Consider the following 26082-nt stretch of genomic DNA (forward strand, 5'->3'; position numbering starts at 1 on the left):
GATGCTGTGATCTCCTCGGTTCGCGGACAGGTTGCCTCGGTGGGACTCGACCACGTGGTGGTCGACGTCGGCGGCGTCGGCCTCGCCGTGCAGGCCACCCCGCACACCCTGGCCGGGCTGCGCCGGGGCGAGGAGGCCGCGCTGGCCACCGCGCTGGTCGTGCGCGAGGACTCGCTGACCCTCTTCGGCTTCGCCGACGCCGAGGCCCGCGACCTGTTCCGGCTGCTGCAGACCGTCTCCGGCATCGGGCCGCGGCTGGCCCTGGCCACCCTGGCCGTGCTGGAGCCCGAGCAGCTGCGGCACGCCCTGGCCGACGGCAACATCACCACGCTCACCCAGGTCCCCGGCATCGGCCGCAAGGGCGCCGAGCGGCTGATCATCGAGCTGCGCGACAAGGTGGGCGCGCTGGCGGGCGAGGCCCCGTCCGCGCCGTCGCCGAGCCGGGTGCGCGGGGCGGTCGTGGAGGCGCTGGTCGGCCTCGGGTTCGCCGCCAAGCAGGCCGAGCAGACCGTCGACGCCGTGCTGGCCGAGGACGCCGCCGCCGACATGTCCACCGCGCTGCGCAAGGCGCTGGCCGTCCTCGGGCGCAAGCGGTGACCGAGGAGGAGTGGGAGTCGCCGGTCTCCGCGCACGCCGACCCCGGCGAGCGCGACGACGAGTCGACGCTGCGGCCCCGGACCCTGGCCGAGTTCGTCGGCCAGCCCCGGGTGCGCGAGCAGCTCGAACTCGTGCTCAAGGGCGCGACCCGGCGCGGGGCCCCGCCCGACCACGTGCTGCTGTCCGGCCCGCCCGGCCTGGGCAAGACCAGCCTGGCCATGATCATCGCCGCGGAGCTGGGCAGGCCCATCCGGATCACCTCCGGCCCGGCCCTGGAACGCGCGGGCGACCTCGCCGCGATGCTGTCCAACCTCGTCGAGGGCGAGGTCATGTTCATCGACGAGATCCACCGCATCGCCCGCCCCGCCGAGGAGATGCTGTACCTGGCGATGGAGGACTTCCGCGTCGACGTGGTCGTCGGCAAGGGGCCGGGGGCCACATCGATCCCGCTGGAGATCGCCCCGTTCACCCTCGTCGGCGCGACCACCCGCTCCGGCTCGCTGACCGGCCCGCTGCGCGACCGCTTCGGCTTCACCGCGCACATGGAGTTCTACGCCCCCGAGGACCTGGAGAAGGTCCTGCGCCGCTCGGCGCAGATCCTCGGCGTCGACCTGCGCCCCGACGGCGCCGCCGAGATCGCCGCGCGCTCGCGGGGCACCCCGCGCATCGCCAACCGGCTGCTGCGCCGGGTCCGCGACTACGCCGAGGTGCGCGCCGACGGCGCGGTCACCCTCGCCGTGGCCAAGGCGGCGCTGGCCGTCTACGACGTCGACGACCTCGGCCTCGACCGGCTCGACCGGGCCGTGCTCGGCGCGCTGGTGCGCTCCTTCGGCGGCGGACCGGTCGGCGTCTCCACGCTGGCCGTTGCGGTGGGGGAGGAGCCGACTACCGTGGAAGAGGTGTGCGAGCCCTACCTCGTGCGCGCGGGCATGCTGGCCCGGACCCCGCGCGGGCGGGTCGCCACCGCGGCCGCGTGGGCCCACCTGGGACTTCCCGCCCCGGTAGACGCTCCCGGACGCGGCGCGCCTACGCTGTTCGACGAGTGACGCGCGCGACCCCGCGCCGCACCCGAATCGTCAATATCGGACTTTTCTCCGGCGACCGCCCGGAGGGAACGGTTCCGGCGAACGGAGAGACATGGAACAGGCCCTGCTTCCGCTGCTGCTGATCGCCGTGCTCGCGATCCCGCTCATCCTCGGCTCGCGCAGGCAGAAGAAGATGATGCAGCAGCAGCAGGAGCTGCAGAACTCGCTCACCGTGGGCGACCGCGTCATGACCACCTCGGGCCTCTACGGCACCGTCTCCGACATCTCCGACGAGGCCACGATCGGCATCGAGATCGCCCCCGGCGTGGAGACCACCTGGCTGCGCCAGGCGGTGCGGGAGAAGGTCGGCCCGGACGTGCTCGACGACGACGAGGCGACCGACGAGGCGGAGCCGACCGCCGAGGTCGCCGAGCCGATCGAGAGCGACAAGCGCCACTGAGCCCGTCGGGGTGACCCACGCAACACCAGGCTCACCCCGGACCCGCTACGCTGCGCCCTCACCCTGTGTATTCGGGTGCGGGCGCAGCGGCGTGGCGTGACGGCCACGCGCGTCCCAGCGCGCCACGCACCCGCCAGACGAGTCGAGGAGACGGACCGACCGTGGCACCACCGGCCGGGCAGATCCGCCCAGGACGCTACCTAGCGTTCTTCGTGGCGATCGTTGCCATCCTGTACGCGCTGGTGTTCTTCACCGGCGACCGCAAGCTCACCCCCAAGCTCGGCATCGATCTGCAGGGCGGGACGCGCGTCGCGCTGACCGCCCGCACCGAGACCGGTGAGCCGCCGTCGCGGGAGTCGCTGGACATCTCCCGGCAGATCATCGAGACCCGCGTCAACGGGCTCGGGGTCAGCGGCGCGGAGGTCGTCCTCGACGGCAACACCATCGTCATCACCGTCCCCGGCGAGAACGGCGAGCGCGCCAAGGAGCTGGGCCAGACCGCGCAGCTGCGCTTCCGCCCGGTGGTGACCGCCGCCGCGGCCACCCCGCAGCAGGAGCCGCCGCCGACCACGTCCGCCCCGCCGACCAGCGGCACGACCACCGCTCCCACGACGGCGCCGACCACCGCGCCGACCACGTCGCCCGCCGCGCAGGGCCGCCCGCTGCCCGCGGCGCTGCAGGGCACGACCACGAGCGCGCCGCCGACGACCACGCCGCCCGCCTCCGGCAACCCCTCCGGCCTGCAGCTGTGCGAGACCTACGCCGGACTGCTGGCCAAGGGCGACGCCGCCGAGGACGCCGAGCTGATCACCGCGGCCAAGGCGTGCCGCCAGCACCCCAACCTCGCCCCCGGCCCGGACGGCGCGTCCCCGGACCCGCAGCTGCAGCAGGCCGCGCTGGCCACCCTGAACTGCGCCCCGGGCGTCAACGACCCGCTGGTCGGCAACGACGACCCGAAGCTGCCGCTGGCCGCGTGCGACCAGGACGGCCTGGAGCGGTTCATCCTCGGCCCGTCGTTCATCGAGGGCACCGAGATCAGCGACGCCAACGCCAACCTCGACCCGCAGGGCGTCGGCTACGTCGTGGTGCTCAGCTTCGAGCCGACCGGCTCGGAGATCTGGTCGAAGTACACCGCGGCCAACGTCGGCCAGCGCGCGGCGTTCGTGCTCGACACCGAGGTCGTCTCCGCGCCGACCATCGAGGGCGCGATCAACGGCGACACCACGATCACCGGCGGCGAGGGCGGGTTCAGCCAGTCCGAGGCGGGCAAGCTGGCCAACGTCCTCAAGTACGGCTCGCTGCCGCTGTCCTTCGAGTCCTCCGAGGCCGAGACGGTCTCGGCGACGCTGGGCCTGGCCTCGCTGCAGGCGGGCCTGATCGCAGGCGGCATCGGCCTGGCGCTGGTATTCGCCTACTGCCTGCTCTACTACCGCCTGCTCGGCCTGCTGACGATCCTGTCGCTGGTCCTCTCGGCGGTGATCGTCTACGCGGTGCTGATCCTGCTCGGCCGCTGGATCGGGTTCACCCTCGACCTGGCGGGCATCGCGGGCTTCATCATCGCCATCGGCATCACGGCGGACTCGTTCGTCATCTTCTTCGAAAGACTCAAGGACGAAGTGCGCGACGGGCGGTCGTTCCGCTCGTCGGTGCCGCGGGCGTGGGTCCGGGCGCGCCGGACGATCCTGTCCGCCGACGCGGTCAGCTTCCTGGCCGCCGCGGTGCTCTACCTGCTGGCCGTCGGCCAGGTCCGCGGCTTCGCGTTCACCCTGGGCATGTCCACCGTGCTCGACCTGATCGTGGTGTTCCTGGTGACGCACCCGCTGGTGGCGCTGGCCTCGCGGTCGAAGCTGCTGTCGCACCCGAAGCTCTCCGGCCTCGGCGGCGCCCAGCGCTCCGCCACCCTGCAGCGCTCGGCGCGGGTCGGCGCGACCCCGGCCGTGAAGGAGGTGTGAGGTGAAGCGGAACCTCCTTGAGGGCCTCTACACCGGCAACGGCGCCCTCGACATCATCGGCAAGCGCAAGCGCGCCTACATCTTCTTCGGCGTGCTGTTCCTGGCGTGCATCGCCTCGATCGTCTTCCGCGGCTTCAACCTCGGCATCGACTTCGAGGGCGGCACCCGGGTGCAGTTCCCCGCGGTGAGCGTGGCGGGCCCGATCGAGACGCAGCAGGTCGAGGACGTCTACTCCGAGACGCTCAACCGCGAGCCCGCCTCGGTGCAGACGGTCGGCGCTGGCGACACCGCCAGCATCCAGATCCGCTCGGAGACGCTCTCCGGCGAGCAGGTCGCCCTGCTCAAGGAGGCGCTGTTCGAGCGGCTCAAGCCCGTCGACGCCGACGGCACCTCCAGCCAGGCGCTGATCAGCGACAGCGCGGTGTCCGGCAGCTGGGGCGGGGAGATCTCGTCCAAGGCGCTGTGGGCGCTGCTGGTGTTCCTCGTCCTGGTGACGGTGTTCCTGGCGCTGTACTTCGAGAAGTGGATGGCCGTCGCGGCGCTGGTCGGCCTCTTCCACGACCTCATCGTCACCGCGGGCATCTACTCGATGATCGGCTTCGAGGTCACCCCGGGCACGGTCATCGGTCTGCTGACCATCCTCGGCTTCTCCCTCTACGACACCGTCGTCGTCTTCGACAAGGTCAAGGAGAACACCCGCGGCCTGCTCGGCCTGACCAGGCGCACCTACGCCGAGGCGGCCAACCTCGCGGTGAACCAGACGTTCATGCGCTCGATCAACACCTCGCTGATCGCGCTGCTGCCGGTGACCGGCCTGCTGGTGATCGGCGTCGGCCTGCTCGGCGTCGGCACGCTGGCCGACCTCGCGCTGGTGCAGGCGACGGGCATGCTGGCCGGTGTCATCTCCTCGATCTTCCTGTGCACCCCGGTGCTGGTGGACCTGAAGATGACCGACCCGAAGTACAAGCAGCAGGCCCAGCGGGTCGCGCAGCGGCGGGCCAACGTCGGCCGCAAGCAGGCCCAGGCCACGGCAGCCGAGCCCGGCGACGACGAGTCGCTGGACGCCGAGATCCGCAAGGAGAAGGCGATGGTCGTCGCGGGCGGCGTGCCCGCCCGCAACCCCAAGGCGGTCGACCAGCGGCGCAAGCCCAAGCCCGGCGGCAAGCCGCAGGGCAAGAAGCGCCGGTGAGCGAGCCACTGGACAGGGCGCTCGCGCTGATCCGGGAGGTCCCCGACTTCCCGGAGCCGGGCGTCCTGTTCCGCGACCTGACCCCGATGCTGGCCGACGGGCCTGCGCTGCGGGCCGTCGCCGAGGCCCTCGGCGACGGCCTGGACCCCGAGGTGACCTCGGTCGTCGCCGTGGAGGCCCGCGGGTTCCTCTTCGGCGCGGCGCTGGCCGCCGCGCACGGGCTGGGCGTGGTGCCGGTGCGCAAGGCGGGCAAGCTCCCGCTCGTGGCCGACCGCCAGACCTACCAGCTGGAGTACGGCACCGCGACGCTGGAGCTGCCCGACGGCGGCCTGCGGCAGGCGGAGAAGGTGGTCGTCGTCGACGACGTGCTGGCCACCGGCGGCACCCTCGCCGCCGCCTGCGACCTGGTGGAGCGGGCGGGGGCGCGGGTGGCCGCCACGCGCGTCGTCGTGGAGATCGCCGCGCTGAGTGGTCGTTCGCGACTAGCCGAACGGAACGTCGCGGCGCTGCTGACCGTGTGATCCGGCTCCTTTGCAGCCCGCCTTGCGGTTGCCCCGGCTGAACCGAGTTATCCTCGGTACCCGGGTCACGCTCGTGGCCCGGAGGGTCGAGCGCCCCCTGCCGGGCGGCCGAGCTTGCCGGGAGCATGGGTGACACACGACGTGGGAACCGCGGCCGAGACCGAGCACTCGCCCGCGGGCCGCGAGCCGTCGGCGACCCGGCGCGTCCGGGCCCGGCTGGCCCGCCGCATCACCGCCCAGCGGGCCGCCCCGGTCAAGCAGGTGCTGGAGCCGCTGGCCGCGGTGCACCGCGAGCTGCACCCCAAGGCGGACCTGGCGCTGCTGCAGCGCGCCTACGACGTCGCCGAGGAGATGCACCGCTCGCAGCGGCGCAAGTCCGGCGACCCCTACATCACCCACCCGCTGGCCGTCGCCACGATCCTGGCCGAGCTGGGCATGGACACCACGACGCTGGTCGCGGCGCTGCTGCACGACACCGTCGAGGACACCGAGTACTCCATCGAGCGGCTGCGCGCCGACTTCGGCGACGAGGTGGGGCACCTGGTCGACGGCGTGACCAAGCTGGACAAGGTCCAGCTGGGCTTCGCCGCCGAGGCCGAGACCATCCGCAAGATGGTCATCGCGATGGCCCGCGACCCGCGCGTGCTGGTCATCAAGCTGGCCGACCGGCTGCACAACATGCGCACGATGCGCTTCCTGCCGCCGGAGAAGCAGGCCAAGAAGGCGCGCGAGACGCTGGAGGTGCTGGCCCCGCTGGCCCACCGGCTGGGCATGGCCACGGTCAAGTGGGAGCTGGAGGACCTGGCCTTCGCCATCCTGCAGCCCAAGAAGTACAACGAGATCATGCAGCTGGTCGCCAACCGGGCGCCGTCGCGGGACACGTACCTGAAGAAGGTCGTGACCGAGATGAGCGCCAACCTGGAGCAGTCCAGGATCACCGCGCGGGTGGAGGGGCGGCCCAAGCACTACTACTCGATCCACCAGAAGATGATCGTCCGCGGCCGCGACTTCGACGACATCCACGACCTGGTGGGCGTGCGCATCCTCGTCGACGACGTGCGCGACTGCTACGCCGCGATGGGCGTCGTGCACGCCATGTGGCAGCCGATGCCGGGCCGGTTCAAGGACTACATCGCCCAGCCGCGGTTCGGGGTGTACCAGTCGCTGCACACCACGGTGATCGGGCCCGACGGCAAGCCGCTTGAGGTGCAGATCCGCACCCACGAGATGCACCGGACCGCCGAGTACGGCATTGCCGCGCACTGGCGGTACAAGGAGACCAAGGGCACGCACTCCGGCGTCGACGTCGACGAGATGGCCTGGATGCGCCAGCTGCTGGACTGGCAGCGCGAGGCCGCCGACCCCGGCGAGTTCCTGGAGTCGCTGCGCTACGACCTGGCCGCCCGGGAGATCTTCGTCTTCACGCCCAAGGGCGACGTGGTCACCCTGCCCGCCGGGTCGACGCCGATCGACTTCGCCTACGCCGTGCACACCGAGGTCGGCCACCGCTGCATCGGCGCGCGGGTCAACTCCCGGCTGGTCGCCTTGGAGCGCAAGCTGGAGAACGGCGAGGTCGTCGAGATCTTCACCTCCAAGGCCGAGGGCGCGGGCCCCAGCCGGGACTGGCTGGACATCGCCGCGTCGCCGCGGGCCAAGGCGAAGATCAAGCAGTGGTTCGCCAAGGAGCGCAAGGACGAGGCGATCGAGTCGGGCAAGGAGGCGATCACCAAGGAGGTCCGCCGGGTCGGCCTGCCCATGCAGCGGCTCGTCTCGGTGGACTCGGTGGCCGCGCTGTCGCGCGAGCTGCGCTACCCGGACGTCGGAACGCTGTACGCGGCGGTGGGCGAGGGCCACATCTCCGCCCGGCACGTCGTGCAGCGGCTGGTGGCGCTGCTCGGCGGGGTCGAGCACGCCGAGGAGGAGCTGGCCGAGCGGGCCACGCCGTCGACCATCGCGCGGCGGCGCAGCTCCGGGGACGCCGGGGTCATCGTCAAGGGCGCCTCGGACGTGTGGGTCAAGCTGGCCCGCTGCTGCACGCCGGTGCCCGGCGACGACATCCTGGGCTTCGTGACCCGCGGCGGCGGGGTGAGCGTGCACCGCACCGACTGCACCAACGCCGACGACCTGCTCCAGACCCCCGAGCGGCTGCTGGAGGTCGAGTGGGCGCCGTCGGAGTCGTCGGTGTTCCTGGTGGCCATCCAGGTCGAGGCGCTCGACCGGCACCGGCTGCTCTCCGACGTGACGAAGGTGCTGGCCGACGAGCGGGTCAACATCCTCTCGGCCTCGGTGACCACCTCGCGCGACCGGGTGGCGGTGAGCCGCTTCTCCTTCGAGATGGGCGACCCGAAGCACCTCGGGCACGTGCTCAAGGCCGTGCGCAGCGTCGAGGGCGTCTACGACGTGTACCGGGTGACCTCGGCGTCCTGACCGATTCGTCCAAGCGGTCCGCCCGGTGGTCGGCCTAGGTTGGCCGGGTGTCGATTTCCGCAGCTGAGACGTTCCTGTTCACCCACGCGCGGCTCGTGGACCGCCGCCGGTTCGCGTTCCTGTTCGGCTCCGGTGACGCCGAGTCGGTCGTGCGCGCGCTGGATGCCTACCGCAACCCCGACGGCGGCTACGGGCACGCGCTGGAGTCCGACGGCCGGGGCGCGGACAGCCAGCCGCTGGCGGCGCTGACCGCGCTGGGCATCCTCCGCGAGGTGGGCGCGCTCGACGCGCACGCCAAGGCCATCGCCGACTACCTGGCCGGGATCAGCGACGCCGACGGCGCGGTGCCGTTCGCGGTGCCCGCGGGGGAGTACCCGCGCTCGCCGTGGTGGCAGGCGTCGACGACGGGCTCGCTGCTGCCGACGGCCAACCTGGCGGGCGCGCTGGCAGGCGTCGACCACCCGTGGGTCGCCCGCGCCGCCGAGTACTGCTGGCCCCGGATCGAGGCGCTGACGGCATCGCACCCGTACGAGGTGCGGGGGTGCCTGGCGTTCCTGGAGGAGTCGCCCGACCGCCGGCGCGCCCAGGCCCAGGCCGACCGCCTCGGCGACCTCGTCCGCTCCGCGCGCCTGGTCCGGCTGGGGTCGGACGCGGGGGCGACGCCAGAGGGCTACACCACCGCCGAGCTGCCCTACCCGCACGAGTACGCCCCCACCCCCGACTCCCTGGCCGCGTCGTGGTTCTCCGAGGCGGAGCTGGCGGAAAGCCTGGACGCCCTGCTGGCCGAACGCGGCCCGGACGGCGGCTGGCGCCCGCGCTGGCTCATCTGGACCCCGGTCGTCGAACACGAGTGGTCCGGCCCGGTGACCATCGAGGCCCTCACGACCCTGCGCGCGTACGGACGAGAGCTGTAGAGGTGTCTCCTACGCCCCTGCGGGTCGGACGAGCGTGGTGAGGGGCGTCTGCGCGAGGTCCTTCACGTCGCGGGCCAGGTGGGCCTGGTCGGCGTAGCCGGTGCGGGCGGCGACGTCGGCGAAGCGGAGGCCGGTGCGGGCCAGGCGCAGGGCGCGTTGGAAGCGCAGGATGCGGTGGAGGGTCTTGGGGCCGTAGCCGAAGGCGGCCAGGCAGTGCCGGTGCAGCTGGCGCTCGCCGTACCCGACCGCGTCGGCGATCTCGCGCACCCGCCCGGTCGTGATGGCCAGCGCCAGCACCCGGGCGGCCAGCGGGTCGGGGGCGGGCGGCGCGGCGGCCAGCAGGATGCGCTGGGCCTGCTCGGCGCTCGTCCCGCGCAGCCGGTCGGCCAGCGCGTCGGCCGCCTGCCCGCCCCAGATCTCGGCCAGGTCGGGCCGCCCGTCGCGCAGCGCGTCGGCGGGCACGCCCAGCCCGGCGGCGCCCGGGGTGTAGCGGAGGCCGACCAGCAGGCCGGGCGGCAGCTGCGTGGCGTGCGCCGTGGTGTCCGGGCCCGCGACGAACAGCTTGTCGGCGGCCGCGTGCCACATCAGGTCGAGGCAGCCGTCCGGCACGACCAGCCCGCCCTCGACGTCCGCCGACCACACGCAGGCCACCCCGGGGAGGTCGATGCGCCGTTCGCGGTACGCCACCCGGCCAGTCTCGCAGGCGGGCCCCGGGCGGGTCCGCCGCCCGGGGCCCGCCCGCGCGGGTCAGCAGTTGCTGCAGCAGCCGCAGCCCGGCCCGGAGCAGTTGCTGCAACCGCAGCCGCAACCTGCGGGTTTGCGCGACTTGGCGCGGGGACGAGTGCTCATCTCGGTCACCTCTCGTGCGCGGGCAGTAACCAATACGCTACTCGCTATATATCGAGGCAGACAGCGAACGAAAGCGGGACAGGTGGTCCCCCGGACGGCCCAGTCAGGCAGCCAGGGCGTGCTCGACGGTGACGCCGACCGCGGGCGCGCCGTCCCGCGCCCCGCCCGCCACGCCCTGCTGGGCGATCTCGTCCAGCACGGCCAGGCCCTCCTCGGTCAGCCGCGCGAAGACCGCGTACGTCGGGGGCAGCGTGGAGTCGGCGTAGACCAGGAAGAACTGGCTGCCGCCGCTGTGCGGCTCCCCGGAGTTGGCCATCGCCACGGTCCCGCGGGGGTAGGTGACGTAGTCGCGCGTGCCCGTGGGCTTGAGGTCGGTCGGGTTCTCGTCGGGCACGGTGTAGCCGGGACCGCCGGTGCCCAGGCCGGACGGGTCGCCGCACTGCAGGACCGACAGCGACTCCGCCTTGGTCATCCGGTGGCAGGGGGAGCCGTCGTAGAAGCCGGAGGTGACCAGGTGCGCGATGCTGGCGCGCGTGCACGGCGTCGCGTCCGACATGGTCATGGTGATGTCGCCGTGGTTGGTCTCCAGCGTGACCGCGTCCGGGTCGGCCAGGCCGGTGGGCAGGCCCACGTCCTTGCCCGCGCTCGGGGCGTCCGGCGTGCGGCGGTAGTCGCAGGACGAGGTTTGCGGGGTTGCCGTCGTGGTCGTCGGGGCGGGGACCGCGGGCGCGGCGCCTTCGGTCGACTCGCAGGCCGCCGTGCCGGTCAGCAGCACGGCGACCAGGGCGAGCCGGGCGTTCACCCGACCTCGACCCCGCGGATGACCACATCGACCGCGGGCGCGCCGTCGCCCGGGGAGCCCTGGGAGACGGTGCCCGCCTTGGCGATCTCGTCCACGACCTGCATGCCCTCGGCGTCGATCTGGCCGAAGACGGTGTAGTTCGGCGGGATCTCGCAGGCGCCGTAGACGATGAAGAACTGGCTGCCGTTGGTCCCGTCGCCGCTGGCGTCGGTGCCCGCGTTGGCCATCGCCAGCAGGCCCCGGCCGTACTTGATCTCGGGGAAGACCTCGTCGTCGAAGGCGTAGCCCGGGCCGCCGCTGCCGGTGCCGGTCGGGTCGCCGCACTGGAGCACCTGCAGCGACGCGGCGGTGGTCAGCCGGTGGCACGGGGTGTCGTCGTAGTAGCCCTGCTCGGCGAGGCTGATGAAGCTGTTGACGGTGCAGGGGGCCAGCGCCCGGTGCAGGGTCGCGGTCACCTCGCCGCTGCCGAACGCGATGGTGGCCGTCGCCGTGCCCTCGGCGGAGATCCCGGTCGCCTTCGGGGCGGCGACCTCCTTGGCAGGCGTCGCGCCCGCTTCTTCGCGGTACTCGCAGGTCGCCGTCGACGGCAGCGGGGTGGGCCGCTCAGGCAGCGGCGCGAGCTCGGTCGGGATGTCCTCAGGCACGTCGACGCCCTCGGCAGGCGTCGTCGGCGGGGTGATGGTCTCGCTGTTGGCGGTCGCCCGGGTGGTCACCCCGATCGCGCTGCCGGGCACGGTCGTCCCGCACCCGGCAAGGGCCGCCGCGCAGAGCAGCGCGGCGGCCAGGGTCGCGCGGCGCGCGGTCACGCGATCTCGACCGCGCTGATGACCACGTCCTTGGCGGGCTTGCCGTCGCCGGGCTGGCCCTGGGAGATGGTGCCCGCCTTGGCGATCTCGTCGATGACCTTCATGCTCTCGGCGTCGATGCTGCCGAAGACGGTGTAGTTCGGGGGCAGCTCGGCGGTGCCGTAGACGATGAAGAACTGGCTGCCGTTGGTGCCCTGGCCCTTCTCGGTGCCGCCCGCGTTGGCCATCGCCAGGATGCCGCGGCCGTACTTGATCTCCGGGAAGGTCTCGTTGTCGAAGACGTAGCCGGGTCCGCCGCTGCCGGTGCCGGTCGGGTCGCCGCACTGCAGCACCTGGATGCCCTGGGTGGTCAGGCGGTGGCACGGCACGTCGGCGAAGTAGTCCTGCTTGGCCAGGCTGACGAAGCTGTTCACGGTGCAGGGGGCCAGCCCGCGGTCCAGCGTCGCCTTCACGTCGCCGCCTGCGAACTTGAGGGTGGCCTGCACGGTGCCCTTGGCCGGGATGTCGGCGGTGCCGGGGGCCTTGACCTCCTTGGCGGGGGTCGCGCCCTCCTCCTTGCGGTACTCGCAGGTCACCTTGTCGCCCAGCGCCTTGGGCCGCTTGGGCACCGCGGCCAGCGCGGTCGGGATCTCCGCGGGCACGTCCGGGGTCGCCTCGGGGGCGGTCGTGTCGGTCTGCGCCGCCGGGTCGGTGGTCTCGTCACCGCCGATGGTGGTCAGCCAATAGATCAGACCCACGACGAGCACGACGCCGATGACGGTGGCGCCGACGCCGAAGATGCGCCGCTTCTTGGCGCGCTCAGCCCGGCGGACCATCTGGCGTTCCAGCTTCCGCTTCGCCGCTTCCCGGCGCTGCTGGTTGGTCGGCACCTGGCACCCTCCCGTGACCGTGATCCCTGGCAGGCGCGCAGTCTAGGGGGCACCGGGGTAAGAACAGCGTGGGAGGTCGCCCAGACTAGGCTGCGGCGGCAGCGCAATCCGGCCCAGGGAGGTCCGCCCGTGCTCGTCGTCGGCTTCCCCGCCGGGGGCTTCCAGACGAACTGCTACCTCGTCGCCGCAGGCGAAGGCGCCCCCTGCGTCATCATCGACCCTGGTCAGGACGCCGAAGCCGGGGTCGCCGACGCGGTCGCCCGGCACCGGCTCTCGCCGGTGGCCGTCGTGCTGACCCACGGCCACCTCGACCACACCTTCTCGGTCGTCCCGGTGTGCGATGGCAACGACATCCCCGCCTGGATCCACCCCGAGGACCGCGCCCTGCTGTCGGACCCGCTGCTGGGGATGAGCAGGCAGGCCGCCGCGTTCTTCGGCGACTTCCCGACCCGCGAGCCCGCCGAGGTCCGGGAGATGGTCGACGGGGCCGAGCTGGACCTGGCCGGGCTCACCCTCACCGTCGACCACACCCCGGGCCACACCCGCGGCTCGGTCACCTTCCGCACGGCCACCGAGGAGGGCGGCGAGCTGCTGTTCGCGGGCGACACCCTCTTCGCCGGGTCCATCGGCCGCACCGACCTGCCCGGCGGGTCGATGGCGCAGATGGCCGAGTCGCTGCGCACCAAGATCCTCCCGCTGCCCGACGAGACCGTCGTGCTGCCCGGCCACGGTCCGGCGACCACGATCGGCCGGGAGCGGGCGAGCAACCCGTTCCTCGCGGGCGTCATCGACCCCGCTGCCCGCGGCCGGGGCCTGTGATGGAGTCGACCCCGCTCAGCGTCCCCACCCGCCACACCCGGCGCGGCTGCGCCACCGCCGTGGTCGCGCTGCTCGGCGTCGGCGTCGGCGCGATCGTCGGCCTGGTCGTCGGCTTGCTCGGCGGCTCGGCGGCGGGCCTGACCACCGGCCTGGTCACGGCGGGCGTGCTGGTGGCCATCTTCCTGCTCGTCTCCTGGGCCGCAGGACGCCGCAGGCTGAGCCTGGAGGGCACGACGGTCGTCGCGCGCACCATCGGCAGCAAGTCGGTCGACCTGCGCCACGCCGACCGCATCGAACTCCTGGTCAGCGACGTCCGCGGCATGCGCACGATCAGCGCCCTGGTCGGCCAGGGCAGGCGCACCATCAACATCTCCCTGGCCGTCTACGCGGGCACCGGCGGCCGCGAACTGGGCATCCTCCCCCTCCGCCGCCTCGCCGACGCCCTGGCCGCCAGCGAGCACTCAGCGGGCCTGGTCTTCTCCCAACTCCTCGTCGCCCAACTCCGCGCCGAAGCCCAAGGCGCCCCCGCCCCCGACCGCCCCCTCTACCAACTCGCCTCCGCGGCCCCCGCAGGCAAACTGGCCCAACGCCTCAGCACCGAAGCCATCACCCGCTTCGTCGCCGCCTTGGACTAGACCGGCTCCCGTCCCGCGGGTTCGCGGACGGCGACCAGGGCTGCGAGGGCGGTGGTCACGGGGACGGCGGCGATTAGGCCGATGCTGCCGACCAGGGTGCGGACGATTTCCTGGGCTATGTCCTGGGAGCCGAGGATCGCGCCTGCGCCGACGCCGGAGACCGAGGAGTAGAGCAGCAGCGGCAGGGCGGCGCCTGCGTAGGCCATGACCAGGGTGTTGACCGCGGAGGCCACGTGGTCGCGGCCGATGCGCAGGCCCGCGGCGTACAGGTCGCGCCAGCCCAGGGACGGGTTGGCGGCGCGCAGCTCCCACACCGCGCTCGTCTGGGTGACGGTCACGTCGTCGAGGACGCCCAGCGCGCCGATGACGATGCCCGCCAGCAGCAGGCCGCGGGTGTCGATCTCGCGGTCGAGCACGCCGACCAGGGTCGCGGTCTCCTCGTCCAGGCCGGTGAGGGCGGCGAAGGCGGAGAACAGGGCGCTCAGCGCGCCGATCAGGGCGAGGCTGACCATCGTGCCGAGCACGGCGGTCGAGGTGCGCGCCGAGAACCCGTGGGTCAGGTACAGCACCGCGAACATGATCACGCCGGCCGCGGTGATGCCGACCAGCAGCGGGTTCTCCCCGCGCACGATGGCAGGCAGCACGAACACCACCAGCACCCCGATGCTGACCCCGAGCGCGCCCAGCGCCGCGACGCCCTTCCACCGGGCCAGCGCGATGACCGCCAGCGCGAACCCGGCCGCCAGCACGACCAGCGGGAACCCGCGCTGGAAGTCCACGACCTGGTAGGACTGCCCGCTCAGCGGCTCACCGCCGTTGTAGGCGAGCACGACGCCGTCGCCGACGGCGAACCGCGGCGTGCTGGGCTCCAGCGGGACGGTGGTGCGGATGTCGCTGCCCGCCGCGGGCCCCTCGGTGAGCTCGACGGTCAGGGTCAGGCACTCGGTGCCCTCGCCCCCGGCCGAGCAGGGGCCCGCCTGCGCCGCGGTGATGGTGCCGTCGACCGGCGTGAGGCCCGCGGTGTTGGTGGTGGGCGCGTCCCCGCTCGGGAACAGCAGGACCAGGCCGACGAGCGAGGCCAGGGCGAAGGGGGCGAGCAGGAGCGCCAGCAGCTTGCGCACCCGGGTGGACGCGGGCACCGCAGGCCCGTGCCCATGTCCGTGGCCCACCTGCTCGGCGGCCCTGTCCACCGGCGTCGGCCGAGGCTCAGGGCGGTCCGGCTCGGGGTCGTCGTGCGGCCGCGCCTCGGCGAACCACGAGTCCGAGGGCTGGCGGGGGCGCTTGGCCGGGCCGCGGCGGGCGGGGTCGGGGAGCGGGATGGGCTGGGTGGGCCAGTCGTCCACGCCGGTCATCCTCCCTCGGTCGGCGGGGTCAGCGGCTCCGCCCAGCGCAGCCGGGTGCGCAGGGCCTCGGCGCACGCCCGGACCGCCCGGCGCAGGCGGTGCTGCGGGCTCCCCGACAGCAGTACCCACGGCACGCCGCGATCGCGCAGACCGCGGGCGAATCGCGCCGTCATCCACGCCCGCAGGTGCTCCCCGTCGCGCCAGCCGTCCTGCTCGAACGGGACGCCCACGTGGTCGGTCAGCAGGTACAGGGCGGGCTCGCGGGTCGGGATCGGCAGCGCGCACGGCCTGCCCAGGTAGCGCTCGGCCCACACCGTCGCCGCCCAGGCGTCGTTGTCGCACACCAGCAGCGGCCCGCGCACGGCCGCGTCCTCGGCCGCCGACTGCCGCACCGCCACGTCGACGAAGTCCCCGTCGGTCCACACCAGGTCCGCCAGCGCGACCTCGCCCAGCTCCCGCGCCGCCGCCAGCTTGCGCTCGGTGTGCTCGCGCCCGTATTCGGCGACCCAGGGGGCGTCGAAGTGCTCGGCCAGCGCCCGCGACAGCGTGGTCGTCCCGGTGGACTCCGCCCCGACGACGACCACCCGCACGGCGAGCCCGGCCCGGGTCGGGGCGGCCAGCTCGTCCCACCGCCCGATCGGGTCGCGCCGCACGGCCGTGCCCGAGACCGGCAGCCGCGGCACGGCCACGTGCTCGGCCCCCAGCCGCGCGGCCAGCTCGGCCCCGTAGTCCTCGCCGCTGACGACCGCGTCGACCACCGGCGAGCCGCCGTCGGCCAGCGCCCGCCGGACCAGCACCGAGCGGATCACGCCCATGTGCGCGTCCCAGACCGCGTCGTCGTGGTAGTCGATCGGGTGGTCGTCGAGGTCGCCCAGCACCATCACGCCCGGGTCGGCGGCGTGCTCGGCGGCCAGCCAGGCCACCCGGTCGGGGATGGGCATGGTCTCCACCGAGGCCCCCAGCATGGTCACCGTCGTACGCCCGGCGATCGCGGCGGCCGACCGGATCAGGTGGTGGTGCCCCCGGTGCGGCGGGTAGAACTTGCCGACCACCAGCGCGTGCCGGTACCTCACGCCGCCACCGCGACCCGCACGTCGGCGGTCCACCGGCGCAGGCCGTGGACGCACAGCGCCATGAACCCGATGTAGAGGATCGCGGTGAGCCACAGCTCCTTGTAGCCGTACAGCGGGACGTAGACCACGTCGGCGGCGATCCACAGCCACCAGCACTCGACCTTCTTGCGCGCCTGGCCCCAGGTCGCCAGCAGCGACAGCACGGTCGTCAGCGCGTCCCAGAACGGCACGGTCGAGTCGGTGGCGGCGACGAGCACCCAGGTGAGCAGCACCGTCCCCGCGATCCCGGCGGCGGCCAGCCCGCGCCACTCGCGCGCCGAGGTCCTGGTCACCGGCAGCGCGCCCCCGGTGTCGGCGCCGCGCAGCCACTTCCACCACCCGAAGGCCGCCAGGCCCAGGTACACCACCTGCAGCCAGGCGTCGGCGTAGAGCCCGGCGGTGGCGAACAGGGCGAAGAAGGCGACGTTGTTGACCATCCCGATCGGCCAGTTCCACGGGTTCTGCCTGGCGACCAGCCACACGCACAGCGCCCCGGTCAGGAACCCGACCACCTCCATCCGGGAGGTGGGCGCGCCGAACAGGGTGAAGGCCGTGGCTCGGAGGGGGTCGAGCACCTGATCCAGTGACACGGCGGGAGCCTACTTGCCATGATCTCGAACATGTGTTCGACTGTGGCCGTGCGATGGGACGGGCAGCGGGTCGACAGGGGCGGCGAGCCCGCCCTGCCGGGGATCCCCGGGCTGGTGCGCAGCGTGCGCGCCCCGGAGTTCGCGGGCGCGGTGTTCCACGAGGTCCTGGCCAAGTCGGTGCTCAACCGATTGCCCGACGGCGCGCCGATGCCGTTCCGGTGGACGGTCAACCCCTACCGCGGCTGCACCCACGCCTGCAGCTACTGCCTGCACGGCGACACCCCGGTGCTGATGGCCGACGGCACGGTCAAGCCGATCTCCAAGCTGGTCGTCGGCGACCGCATCTACGGCACCGAACGCCGCGGCAGCTACCGCCACTACGTGCCGACCGAGGTGCTCGCGCACTGGTCGACGGTCAAACCGGCCTACCGCGTCACCCTGGCCGACGGCACCGCGCTCATCGCCAGCGGCGACCACCGCTTCCTCACCGAGCGCGGCTGGAAGCACGTCACCGGCGAGATGGTCGGCAGCAACCGCAGACCGCACCTGACCACCGGCAACAAGCTGATGGGCACCGGCCGCTTCGCGCTGCCGCCCAAGGACACCGCCGACTACCGCCGCGGCTACCTGGCCGGGGTCGCCCGCGGCGACGGCGGCCCGGCCCCGCTGGCGCAGGTCGGCGCGCGGGTGGGGGAGTACCTCGACAGCGAGCTGGGCATGAGCCTGCCGGTGCCCTGGCCGCGCACCCCGACCGACGAGTGGCGCAAGGGCCTGCTCGCGGGCGTGTTCGACGCCGACGGCACCTACGCCAACCGCATCGTCCGCCTGCCCAACCTCGGCGCCCGCGCGCTGGCCGCCGTCACCGAGGCACTGACCGCCTTCGGCTTCCGCCACGCCGTCGAACTGCGCCGCGCCCCCGACGGCAAGGCGTGCGTGCGGGTCGACGGCGGCCTGGCCGAGCACCTGCGCCTGTTCCACACCATCGACCCCGCCGTCACCGCCAAGCGCGCCATCGACGGCGCCGCCATCAAGTCCGACGTGGACCTGCGCGTGGTCTCGGTCGCCCCGCTCGGCTTGGAGCTACCCCTCTACGACATCACCACCGGCACCGGCGACTTCATCGCCAACGGCGTCGTCAGCCACAACTGCTTCGCCCGCGAGTCGCACACCTACCTCGACTTCGACCCCGGCGCCGACTTCGACCGCCAGATCGTGGTCAAGGTCAACGCCGCCGAGGTGCTGGCTCGGCAGGTCCGGGCGCGGTCGTGGCGGCGCGAGCAGGTGGCGATGGGCACCAACACCGATCCGTACCAGCGGGCGGAGGGGCGCTACCGGCTCATGCCCGGGATCATCGCCGCGCTGGCCGACTCCGGCACGCCGTTCTCGATCCTCACCAAGGGCACGGTGCTCAGCCGCGACCTGCCGCTGCTGGCGAGCGTCGACGTGCCGGTGCACCTGGCGGTGTCCATCGCGCTGCTCGACCGCGACCTGCAGCGGACGCTGGAGCCGGGGACGCCCAGCCCCAAGGCGCGGCTGGACCTCGTCCGCCGGATCACCGACGCGGGCCTGCCGTGCGGGGTGATGGTCGCGCCCGTGTTGCCCGGCATCACCGACTCCGCGGAGCAGCTGGACGCCCTGCTCGCCGAGATCGCCGCGGCCGGGGCCACCGGGGTCAGCATGATCCCGCTGCGCCTGCCGCGCGGGGCGCGCGAGTGGTACCTGGCGTGGTTAGCGCGCGAACGGCCCGAGCTGGTGGCGGCCTACCGCGACCTCTACCGCGGCGGCGCGAACGCGGGCGCGCACTACCGCTCCGCGCTCGCCGAGCGGTTCGCCCCGCTGGCCCGCGCGCACGGCCTCGACCGCGGCCTGCCGAGGTTGCAAGCCCCGCCGGAGGACGAAGCGCCGCGGCAGCTGACGCTTCTGTGAGTACCGTCCGCAGTTGATTGCGTACCTCTACGGCGAGACGTACGGATTGATAGGCCCGCTCAGCTCCCGCGATCGTGGTCACCGACATGACCATCGCAGGAGGGCTCGTGGTCTACGCATACGACCCGTTCCTCGACGAGGACGCCCCGCACGGCGACTTCGGGATCGCCGTGCACCCGCTGTCGCTGCGCGTGGGGCAGCTCGCCGAGGGCAGCGCGCTCATCCGCACCTGGGCGGGCGCCGACCCGCTGCGGCTCACCCTCGCCGTGTCCGGCCTGCCGGAGGCGGTGCTCGCGCTGTGCGACCCGCGCTGCCTGGACGCGGGCGTGGACGGCAGGCTCACCGTGTCGGTCGGCGCCGCGGCCCACCGCCGCACGCACTCGCTCACGCTCACCGCGACCTGCCCGAAGGGCCGGGTCGCGCGCGCCTACCTGGCGCTGACCATCCGCTGAGGGGTGTTCGCAGGGCAACCCCCCAGCGGAGACCGGGGTCAGTCCGGCCACTCCCAGCGCACGCCCATGCTGCCGGGCCCGAAGTCCAGCACCACCGCGTGCGCCTTGCCGTCGGGGGTGACCTCCAGCTTGCGCCTGCTGGTCACCTGGTCGTCCGGGTCGGTGGTGCACTGCTCCAGGTACGTGGGCAGCATGCGCGGGTCGAACCGCAGCTCCAGCACGAACTCCCGGACCGGGCTGGTGAACCGCCTGCAGTAGCTGTCGTCGCCGCGGGAGTAGGGCGGGCCGGGGTGCAGCAGGGCGTAGTCGACGATCGTCGTCTCACCGCGCGCCAGCGGCCGGTCCAGCAGGATCTCCGCGGCGATCAGCCCGGCGCCCTCGTCGCGCGCGACCCGGCCGATGCGGCAGGTGTCGCCCTCGACGACCCGGGGGAACGGCCTGCCCGGCAGCTCCAGGTCGTAGACCATCACCGTGCGGTCCACCCCGTCGCGCTCGGCGCGGAACACCTGGCGGATGTTGGTCATCTTGTCGCCGCGGTCGGCGCCGACCTCCATCCGGTCGTGCTGGCTGATCCGGGTCAGCGCGGCGTCGGAGGTGAAGTCGATGCGCTTGAGCAGCTGCGCGATCGGCTCGGTGTTGCCCCACAGCGCCTCCAGCGAGAGCCGGGAGGACTCGCGGTTGACCCGCCCGCGCGGCCGCGGCGGGCCGAGCAGGGCGATCAGCGACCCGGTCGGCACGCCGAGGACGTCCTCCAGGTGCCCGAGGGCCGCCAGCGACTCCGCCCGCTCCGGCCTGCGTCTGCCTGATTGCCAGTAGCTCAGCGCCGTGACGCTGATCGAGACACCGCGCGCCCGCAGCCGGTACTGGATGCGGTCGAGGCTCAACCCGCTGGCCTGGATCGCGGCCCGCAGCGCGGTGGGGAAGGCGTCGGCTGCCAAGGATTCCGGCTGCTCTGCCGTCATCGCGTGGCGGACCCTCCCGTTCTGGTGAAGTTCACGAACTGGCTCGCGGGTGATACCGCTACCCATGTTCACTCCCTGGGTTACCCCTTACGCCCTGCGGGTCACACTACGTCGTGGACGCCCGCGTGGGTAGCCGCAGTGTTAATTAATGGGTAACCAAATCGCTGCCAGCGGTGACCGGATAGTGCGGTTAGCGGCAAAACTATACGACCAATCGGGTGTATAGCACCCACTGAGGGGACCACCCGGGTCGGGCAGCCGCCCACGGCCGGGTGACGGCCGCGGGCGGGAAACCTGATGGACGGCGCGGCAGGCGGATTGGCTAGCCTCATCCCCACTGTCACCTGGACTAGGAGTAGGCGAACACCGTGATCCGCACCCATGAGGCCGGAACCCTCCGCGCCGAGCACGCCGGGCAGACCGTCACCCTGAGCGGCTGGGTGGCCCGGCGGCGGGATCACGGCGGCGTCATCTTCATCGATCTGCGCGACGCATCCGGTGTGGCGCAGGTGGTCTTCCGCGAGGGCGAGATGGCCGAGCGCGCCCACCGCCTGCGCGCGGAGTTCTGCGTGCGCGTCGTCGGCGAGGTGGCCGCCCGGCCCGCGGGCAACGAGAACCCCGACATCGCCACCGGCGCGATCGAGGTGCTGGCCACCGAGCTGGAGGTGCTCAGCGAGGCCGCGCCGCTGCCCTTCCCCATTGACGAGCACCTGACGGTCGGCGAGGAGGCGCGGCTGCGCCACCGCTACCTCGACCTGCGCCGCTCCGGGCCCGCCCGGGCGATGCGCATGCGCAGCGAGGCCAACCGCATCGCCCGCGAGGTGCTGCACGCCGAGCGCTTCCTGGAGATCGAGACCCCGACGCTGACCCGCTCGACCCCCGAGGGCGCGCGCGACTTCCTGGTGCCCGCCCGGCTCCAGCCCGGCTCCTGGTACGCGCTGCCGCAGTCCCCGCAGCTGTTCAAGCAGCTGCTGATGGTCGGCGGCCTGGAGCGGTACTACCAGATCGCCCGCTGCTACCGCGACGAGGACTTCCGCGCCGATCGGCAGCCGGAGTTCACCCAGCTCGACATCGAGATGAGCTTCGTCGAGCAGGACGACGTGATCGCGCTCAGCGAGAAGATCGTCAGCGCGCTGTGGAAGGGCCTGGCCGACGTCGACCTGCCCACCCCGTTCCCGCGCATCAGCTACGCCGACGCCATGTCCCGCTACGGCTCGGACAAGCCCGACCTGCGGTTCGACCTGCAGCTGACCGAGATGACCGAGTACTTCGCCGACACCCCGTTCCGGGTGTTCCAGGCGCCCTACGTCGGCGCGGTGGTCATGCCGGGCGGGGCCTCGCAGCCGCGCAAGCAGCTCGACGCCTGGCAGGAGTGGGCCAAGCAGCGCGGCCACAAGGGCCTGGCGTACGTGCTCGTCGGCGAGGACGGCGCCCTCGGCGGCCCGGTCGCCAAGAACCTCTCCGACGCCGAGCGCGACGGCCTGGCCAAGGCCGCGGGCGCCGAGCCGGGCGACTGCGTCTTCTTCGCCGCGGGCGAGGCCAACGCCGCGCGCGGGCTGCTCGGCGCGGCCCGGCTGGAGATCGGCCGCCGCTGCGGGCTGATCGACGAGTCGGCGTGGTCGCTGGTCTGGGTCGTGGACTTCCCGCTGTTCGAGGAGGCCGAGGCCGCCGCCAGCGCGGGCGACGTCGCCGTCGGCAGCGGCCGCTGGACCGCGCTCCACCACGCCTTCACCTCGCCCACCCCGGAGTGGATCGACCGGCTGGAGGAGGACCCGGGCAACGCCCTGGCCTACGCCTACGACCTGGTCTGCAACGGCAACGAGATCGGCGGTGGCTCCATCCGTATCCACCGCAAGGACGTGCAGGAGCGGGTCTTCGCGCTCATGGGCATCGGCGCGGAGGAGGCGCAGGAGAAGTTCGGCTTCCTGCTGGAGGCCTTCGCCTACGGCCCGCCCCCGCACGGCGGCATCGCCTTCGGCTGGGACCGCATCGTCATGCTGCTGGCGGGCGAGCAGTCCATCCGCGACGTCATCGCCTTCCCCAAGACCGGCGGCGGCTACGACCCGCTGACCGGCGCGCCTGCCCCGATCACCGCCGAGCAGCGCAAGGAGGCGGGCGTGGACGCCAAGCCGAAGGCGACCCCCACCGCCTGATGCTGCACCTGCGCGCGGTGTGCCCACCGGCCGCCGCGCCCGGCGTGCTGTCCGTGCTGCGGACGCACCCGGGCGCGGCGCACCTGGTCCACCTGCCGGGCGCGGCCGTGCACCCCGCGGGCGATGTGGTCGAGGCGATGGTGGCCCGCGAGTCGGCCGACGAGATCCTGGCCGCCCTCGCCGAGCTGGGCGTCGACCACACCGGTGGGCTGAGCCTGGAGCAGCTCGACGTGGTGCTCTCCGACGCCGCCGACGCGGCCGAGGCAGCCGCGCCCGGCGAGGCAGCCGACGCGGTGGTGTGGGAGAACCTGCTGGCCAAGACCGGCGAGGAGTCCCGGCTCAACGGCACCTTCCTGGCGTTCCTGGTCATCGCCTGCCTGCTGGCCGCGGTCGGGGTGATCACCGACTCGCCGGTGACGATCGTCGGCGCGATGGTCGTCGGCCCGGAGTTCGGCCCGCTGGCGGGCGTGGCCGTCGGGCTGGTCCGCAAGCGGTTCGACCTGGTCCGGCGCGCCGCGCTCGCGCTGGCCGTGGGCTTCCCGCTGGCCATCGCCGTCACCGCACTCGGGGCGTGGCTGGGCAGCTCGGCGGGGCTGTTCGACGCCTCGGCCATCGCGGGCGACGACCACCAGGTCGACTTCGTCTACGAGGTCGGGCCGTGGTCGCTCATCGTGGCCGTGCTCGCGGGCGCGGCGGGCATGCTGTCGATGACCTCGGCGAAGTCCGCCGCGCTCGTCGGGGTGTTCATCTCGGTCACCACCGTGCCCGCGGCCGGGTACGCCGCGGTGGCCGCGATCCTGGGCCAGTGGGACCGGATGGGGCAGTCGCTGGCCCAGCTGTCGATCAACCTCGTCGGGATCGTCGCCGCGGCCGCCGCGGTGCTCGTCGTGCGTCGGCGCACCGCGGGGGACGCCAGCCGCCCGCTGTCGCCGGGCTGACTGGTCCGACCTCGCTATTTCGCCGGGCGGACCTCCCTCTTGATCGATGACCACCAGTACGGTCGCCTCGGAACGCGGGCACGGGTGCCCTGCGGGAATCGGAGCGGGAGTAGGGTCGGAGAGGATGACTGTGGAGATCACCACCGATCCCCCCGAGGACAGCCGCGACACCGCGGCGGCAGAGGTCCTGGCCACCGTCGTCGCGGCCGAATCGGTGCTCAGCAAGCGGTTCGGGGCGCGGATCCGGCTGGGCGACCCGGAGGACCTCGGCGGCAGCGACCGCTCCGTGGTGCTGCGGGTGAAGGTGGCCGCCAGCCCGTTCTCGCTGCCCAGGACGCTGGCGGTGAAGCGGTACGTGCCGACCGGGACCACGCCGCGCGACTCCTGGGTGCGCGAGGCCGTCAGCTACCAGATGTTCAACGCGCTGGCCGCCGAGGACCGGATGTGCCCGGAGCTGTTCGCCCACGACGGCGAGGCCGGGCTGCTGGTGCTCGAAGACCTCGGCCGCGCCCCCACCCTGGCCGACAAGCTGCACGGCGGCGACTCCCGCGCCGCGGAGGCCGCCCTGCTGTCCTGGGCGCGCTCGCTGGGCCGCCTGCACGCCACGACCGCGGGGCGCGAGGCCGACTTCGACGCCCTGCTGCGCAGGCTGAACCCGCCGACCACCAAGGACCCGCTGGCCGACGACGGGCCGATCGCCATCGCCGACCTGCCCCGGCTGCTGGCCGCCGAGTTCGGCGTGACCACCGCCGACGAGGTGATCTCCAGCGCCGTGGCCACCCTGGGCCTGCTCGACACCGCCCGCCACCGCGCCTTCAGCCCGTCCGACACCTGCCCGGACAACAACCTGATCACCAGCCGCGGCGTGCGGTTCCTGGACTTCGAGGGCGGCTGCGTGCGCAGCATGATGTTCGACGCCGCCGCCATCGCCGTGCCGTTCCCGTCGTGCTGGTGCGCCTTCGCGCTGCCGCCGGGGATGATCGAGGCGATGATCGCCGCTTGGCGCGCCGAGGTCCGGGCCATGTGGCCGGACCTGGCCGAGGACGCCGTGCTGCTGCCCCGGCTGCTGGAGGCGCACCTGTTCTGGGTCTGGGTGGCCACCTGGCGGCACCTGGTCAGCCCGTCGGCCGAGCGGGTCGGCTCGCGCCACTCCGGGCCGACGCCGCCGCAGGGCCCGCTGCTGGCCGCCCGGTGGACAGGTCTGGCCACCGCGGCCCACCGCGGCGGCGCGGACCACGTCGCCGAGCACGCCGTGGCCGTCGCCCGGGCCATGCGGGCCCGCTTCGGCGACGCGCCGCTGCCGCTGTACCCGGCGTTCAGCTCCTGAGCAGGCGGCCCAGCGTCGCCAGGATGAGATCGGCCCGCTCAATCCGCGCGTTGTGGCCCATCAGCCCGATCCGCCAGACCGACGAGGCGTACTTGCCCGCGCCAGCGCCGATCTCGATGTTGTGCTCGCCGAGCAGCACCTGCCGGATCTTGGCCGAGTCGACGCCGTCGGGGACGTTGACGGTGGTCAGCTCGGGCAGCCGGTGCCCCTCCTCGGCGAACAGGGTGAGGCCGAGGTCCTGGAGCCCGCGCTGCAGGTGCTCACCCGCGGCGCGGTGCCGCTCGTAGACCGCGTCGAGCCCTTCGTCGAGGATCCGCCCGAGGGCGGCGTGCAGCGAGGCGATGAGGGCGACGGGCGCGGTGTGGTGGTAGGTCCGACCGCCCTGCGAGCCGTCGACGTAGGCGCCGATGAGGTTGAGGTCGAGGTACCACGTCGGCGGCCGCTGCACCCGACGCTCCCACGCCCGCTCGGACACGGTGAACGGCGCCAGCCCGGGAGCCACGCCCAAGCACTTCTGCGTGCCCGCGTAGGCGATGTCGACACCCCACCCGTCGACCTCGACGGGGATGCCCGCCAGCGAGGTGACGCAGTCGGCCAGGACGAGCGCCCCTTCGGGGGCCTGCTCGGCGAGCCCGGCGATGTCGCTGCGCACCCCGGTGGACGTCTCGGCGTGCACGGCGGCGATGATCCTGGGATTCGGATGCGCCTCCACGACCCGCTGCACGTCCACCGGCCGCCCCCACTCGTGGTCGACCCGCACGACCTCAGCCCCGTACCGCGCGGCCACATCGGTCATGCGCTCCCCGAACAACCCGTTCACGGCGACGACGACGGTGTCCCCGGGATGGACGAAGTTGGCGAACGCCGCCTCCATCCCGATCGAGCCGGTGCCGGACAGGGGGAGCGTGCGGGCGTTGGCGGTACCCCAGACCGTCCGCAGCCGGGAACACGTCTCGTCGAGGATCCGGAGGAACTCCGGGTCGAGGTGCCCCAGCAGCGGCGCGGCCAACGCGGCAGTCGCCTCCGGATAGGGGTTGGACGGACCAGGGCCCAGCAGCGTGCGGTCGACCAGTGGCATGCCTGCCACCCTACGTTCGCCCCCACCGCCCGCGCGTGCCCAGCGGTCAAACGCCTGGCTCCCGCTCGGCGTCCAGGGACTGGTGCCGAGTCGGCTCGTGCCAGCGGTTGGTCGGTGGGCTCGCTCGGTGCCGGACCGGTTCAACCCTGGCGCGTGGCAGGTAACGGTCAGCTCCCGCCCGGTGCGGGCGACCGGTTCAACGCCGTGCCTGGGCGGGGTGCGGTCGGTGGTTCCGCTTGGTTGGGGACGGGCTCTACGCCGTGCCTGGGCGGGGTGCGGTCAGTGGTTCCGCTTCTTTGGGGACCGGCTCAACGCTTGTGCGTGGTGGCGGTCGGG

The 26082-nt window shown here is 73.3% G+C and carries 24 protein-coding genes; 15 read left to right on the top strand and 9 right to left on the bottom strand.

The window, feature by feature from the left end; translation table 11 throughout:
- Window positions 1–6: 6 nt before the first annotated feature.
- The 8 genes from ruvA to ACWEPX_RS26020 all read left to right on the top strand — a co-directional run bounded on the left by ruvA (window position 7) and on the right by ACWEPX_RS26020 (window position 9085).
- Entirely contained in the window at window positions 7–597 is a 591-nt protein-coding gene (ruvA, locus tag ACWEPX_RS25985; protein ID WP_451899858.1) for a Holliday junction branch migration protein RuvA, read from the top strand.
- Entirely contained in the window at window positions 594–1643 is a 1050-nt protein-coding gene (ruvB, locus tag ACWEPX_RS25990; protein WP_451899859.1) for a Holliday junction branch migration DNA helicase RuvB, read from the top strand. The genes ruvA and ruvB overlap by 4 nt, the downstream gene beginning before the upstream one ends.
- Before the next feature lie 91 nt (window positions 1644–1734).
- Window positions 1735–2082, top strand: a complete 348-nt coding sequence (gene yajC, locus ACWEPX_RS25995; protein ID WP_451899860.1) for a preprotein translocase subunit YajC — start codon at window positions 1735–1737, stop codon at window positions 2080–2082.
- A 161-nt stretch (window positions 2083–2243) separates the two neighbouring features.
- The gene (gene secD / locus ACWEPX_RS26000) at window positions 2244–4034 is read left to right on the top strand and encodes a protein translocase subunit SecD (protein ID WP_451899861.1); all 1791 of its coding nucleotides are present in this window, start codon (window positions 2244–2246) and stop codon (window positions 4032–4034) included.
- 1 nt (window position 4035) lies between these two features.
- Window positions 4036–5223 (top strand): protein translocase subunit SecF, encoded by a 1188-nt coding sequence (secF, locus tag ACWEPX_RS26005; RefSeq protein ID WP_451899862.1) that lies wholly within the window; start codon window positions 4036–4038, stop codon window positions 5221–5223.
- Window positions 5220–5744 carry an adenine phosphoribosyltransferase gene (locus tag ACWEPX_RS26010; RefSeq protein WP_451899863.1) on the top strand — a complete coding sequence of 175 codons (525 nt, stop codon included), beginning with the start codon at window positions 5220–5222 and terminating at the stop codon, window positions 5742–5744. Before secF ends, ACWEPX_RS26010 begins: the two co-directional genes overlap by 4 nt.
- 129 nt (window positions 5745–5873) lie before the next feature.
- Window positions 5874–8171: a RelA/SpoT family protein gene (locus ACWEPX_RS26015; protein WP_451899864.1), complete on the top strand. Its 2298-nt coding sequence runs from the start codon at window positions 5874–5876 to the stop codon at window positions 8169–8171.
- 47 nt (window positions 8172–8218) lie between these two features.
- Window positions 8219–9085, top strand: coding sequence for a hypothetical protein (locus ACWEPX_RS26020; RefSeq protein WP_451899865.1), 867 nt, complete (start codon window positions 8219–8221; stop codon window positions 9083–9085).
- A gap of 9 nt (window positions 9086–9094) precedes the next feature.
- Here the strand turns inward: ACWEPX_RS26020 and ACWEPX_RS26025 are convergent, their stop codons facing one another.
- The 4 genes from ACWEPX_RS26025 to ACWEPX_RS26040 all read right to left on the bottom strand — a co-directional run bounded on the left by ACWEPX_RS26025 (window position 9095) and on the right by ACWEPX_RS26040 (window position 12411).
- Complete coding sequence (locus ACWEPX_RS26025) at window positions 9095–9772, bottom strand: helix-turn-helix domain-containing protein (protein ID WP_451899866.1); 678 nt, start codon at window positions 9770–9772, stop codon at window positions 9095–9097.
- A gap of 265 nt (window positions 9773–10037) precedes the next feature.
- Complete coding sequence (locus tag ACWEPX_RS26030) at window positions 10038–10736, bottom strand: peptidylprolyl isomerase (protein ID WP_451899867.1); 699 nt, start codon at window positions 10734–10736, stop codon at window positions 10038–10040.
- Complete coding sequence (locus ACWEPX_RS26035) at window positions 10733–11542, bottom strand: peptidylprolyl isomerase (RefSeq protein WP_451899868.1); 810 nt, start codon at window positions 11540–11542, stop codon at window positions 10733–10735. Before ACWEPX_RS26035 ends, ACWEPX_RS26030 begins: the two co-directional genes overlap by 4 nt.
- The gene (locus tag ACWEPX_RS26040; protein WP_451899869.1) at window positions 11539–12411 is read right to left on the bottom strand and encodes a peptidylprolyl isomerase; all 873 of its coding nucleotides are present in this window, start codon (window positions 12409–12411) and stop codon (window positions 11539–11541) included. The genes ACWEPX_RS26035 and ACWEPX_RS26040 overlap by 4 nt, the downstream gene beginning before the upstream one ends.
- Before the next feature lie 129 nt (window positions 12412–12540).
- Between ACWEPX_RS26040 and ACWEPX_RS26045 the strand changes: the two genes are divergently transcribed.
- Together ACWEPX_RS26045 and ACWEPX_RS26050 are read left to right on the top strand one after the other, a co-directional pair.
- Window positions 12541–13230: an MBL fold metallo-hydrolase gene (locus tag ACWEPX_RS26045; RefSeq protein WP_451899870.1), complete on the top strand. Its 690-nt coding sequence runs from the start codon at window positions 12541–12543 to the stop codon at window positions 13228–13230.
- Window positions 13230–13865 (top strand): hypothetical protein, encoded by a 636-nt coding sequence (locus tag ACWEPX_RS26050; RefSeq protein ID WP_451899871.1) that lies wholly within the window; start codon window positions 13230–13232, stop codon window positions 13863–13865. Before ACWEPX_RS26045 ends, ACWEPX_RS26050 begins: the two co-directional genes overlap by 1 nt.
- Here the strand turns inward: ACWEPX_RS26050 and ACWEPX_RS26055 are convergent.
- Genes ACWEPX_RS26055 through pnuC form a run of 3 tightly spaced genes read right to left on the bottom strand, consistent with a single transcriptional unit; the run spans window position 13862 to window position 16910 of the window.
- The gene (locus tag ACWEPX_RS26055; protein ID WP_451899872.1) at window positions 13862–15217 is read right to left on the bottom strand and encodes a YibE/F family protein; all 1356 of its coding nucleotides are present in this window, start codon (window positions 15215–15217) and stop codon (window positions 13862–13864) included. The genes ACWEPX_RS26050 and ACWEPX_RS26055 overlap by 4 nt on opposite strands.
- Window positions 15214–16281 carry an AAA family ATPase gene (locus ACWEPX_RS26060; protein WP_451899873.1) on the bottom strand — a complete coding sequence of 356 codons (1068 nt, stop codon included), beginning with the start codon at window positions 16279–16281 and terminating at the stop codon, window positions 15214–15216. Before ACWEPX_RS26060 ends, ACWEPX_RS26055 begins: the two co-directional genes overlap by 4 nt.
- On the bottom strand, window positions 16278–16910 hold the full coding sequence (pnuC, locus tag ACWEPX_RS26065) for a nicotinamide riboside transporter PnuC (RefSeq protein WP_451899874.1): 633 nt from the start codon (window positions 16908–16910) through the stop codon (window positions 16278–16280). Before pnuC ends, ACWEPX_RS26060 begins: the two co-directional genes overlap by 4 nt.
- 30 nt (window positions 16911–16940) lie before the next feature.
- Between pnuC and ACWEPX_RS26070 the strand changes: the two genes are divergently transcribed.
- Both ACWEPX_RS26070 and ACWEPX_RS26075 read left to right on the top strand, forming a co-directional pair.
- The gene (locus ACWEPX_RS26070; RefSeq protein WP_451899875.1) at window positions 16941–18836 is read left to right on the top strand and encodes an intein-containing Rv2578c family radical SAM protein; all 1896 of its coding nucleotides are present in this window, start codon (window positions 16941–16943) and stop codon (window positions 18834–18836) included.
- 86 nt (window positions 18837–18922) lie between these two features.
- The gene (locus ACWEPX_RS26075) at window positions 18923–19288 is read left to right on the top strand and encodes a hypothetical protein (RefSeq protein ID WP_451899876.1); all 366 of its coding nucleotides are present in this window, start codon (window positions 18923–18925) and stop codon (window positions 19286–19288) included.
- A gap of 38 nt (window positions 19289–19326) precedes the next feature.
- Here the strand turns inward: ACWEPX_RS26075 and ACWEPX_RS26080 are convergent, their stop codons facing one another.
- Window positions 19327–20250, bottom strand: a complete 924-nt coding sequence (locus ACWEPX_RS26080; protein ID WP_451899877.1) for a helix-turn-helix domain-containing protein — start codon at window positions 20248–20250, stop codon at window positions 19327–19329.
- Window positions 20251–20618: 368 nt separating this feature from the next.
- Here ACWEPX_RS26080 and aspS point away from each other — a divergent pair, with 368 nt between their 5' ends.
- The 3 genes from aspS to ACWEPX_RS26095 all read left to right on the top strand — a co-directional run bounded on the left by aspS (window position 20619) and on the right by ACWEPX_RS26095 (window position 24668).
- On the top strand, window positions 20619–22403 hold the full coding sequence (aspS, locus tag ACWEPX_RS26085; RefSeq protein ID WP_451899878.1) for an aspartate--tRNA ligase: 1785 nt from the start codon (window positions 20619–20621) through the stop codon (window positions 22401–22403).
- Window positions 22403–23341 (top strand): DUF389 domain-containing protein, encoded by a 939-nt coding sequence (locus tag ACWEPX_RS26090; protein WP_451899879.1) that lies wholly within the window; start codon window positions 22403–22405, stop codon window positions 23339–23341. The genes aspS and ACWEPX_RS26090 overlap by 1 nt, the downstream gene beginning before the upstream one ends.
- Before the next feature lie 124 nt (window positions 23342–23465).
- A complete protein-coding gene (locus ACWEPX_RS26095) occupies window positions 23466–24668 on the top strand; it encodes a hypothetical protein (RefSeq protein WP_451899880.1) in 1203 nt (400 codons plus the stop codon).
- Here the strand turns inward: ACWEPX_RS26095 and ACWEPX_RS26100 are convergent.
- Entirely contained in the window at window positions 24658–25746 is a 1089-nt protein-coding gene (locus ACWEPX_RS26100; RefSeq protein ID WP_451899881.1) for a pyridoxal-phosphate-dependent aminotransferase family protein, read from the bottom strand. The two genes, ACWEPX_RS26095 and ACWEPX_RS26100, sit on opposite strands and share 11 nt — an antisense overlap.
- Window positions 25747–26082: the final 336 nt, after the last annotated feature.

The organism is Actinokineospora sp. NPDC004072, from assembly GCF_053604195.1.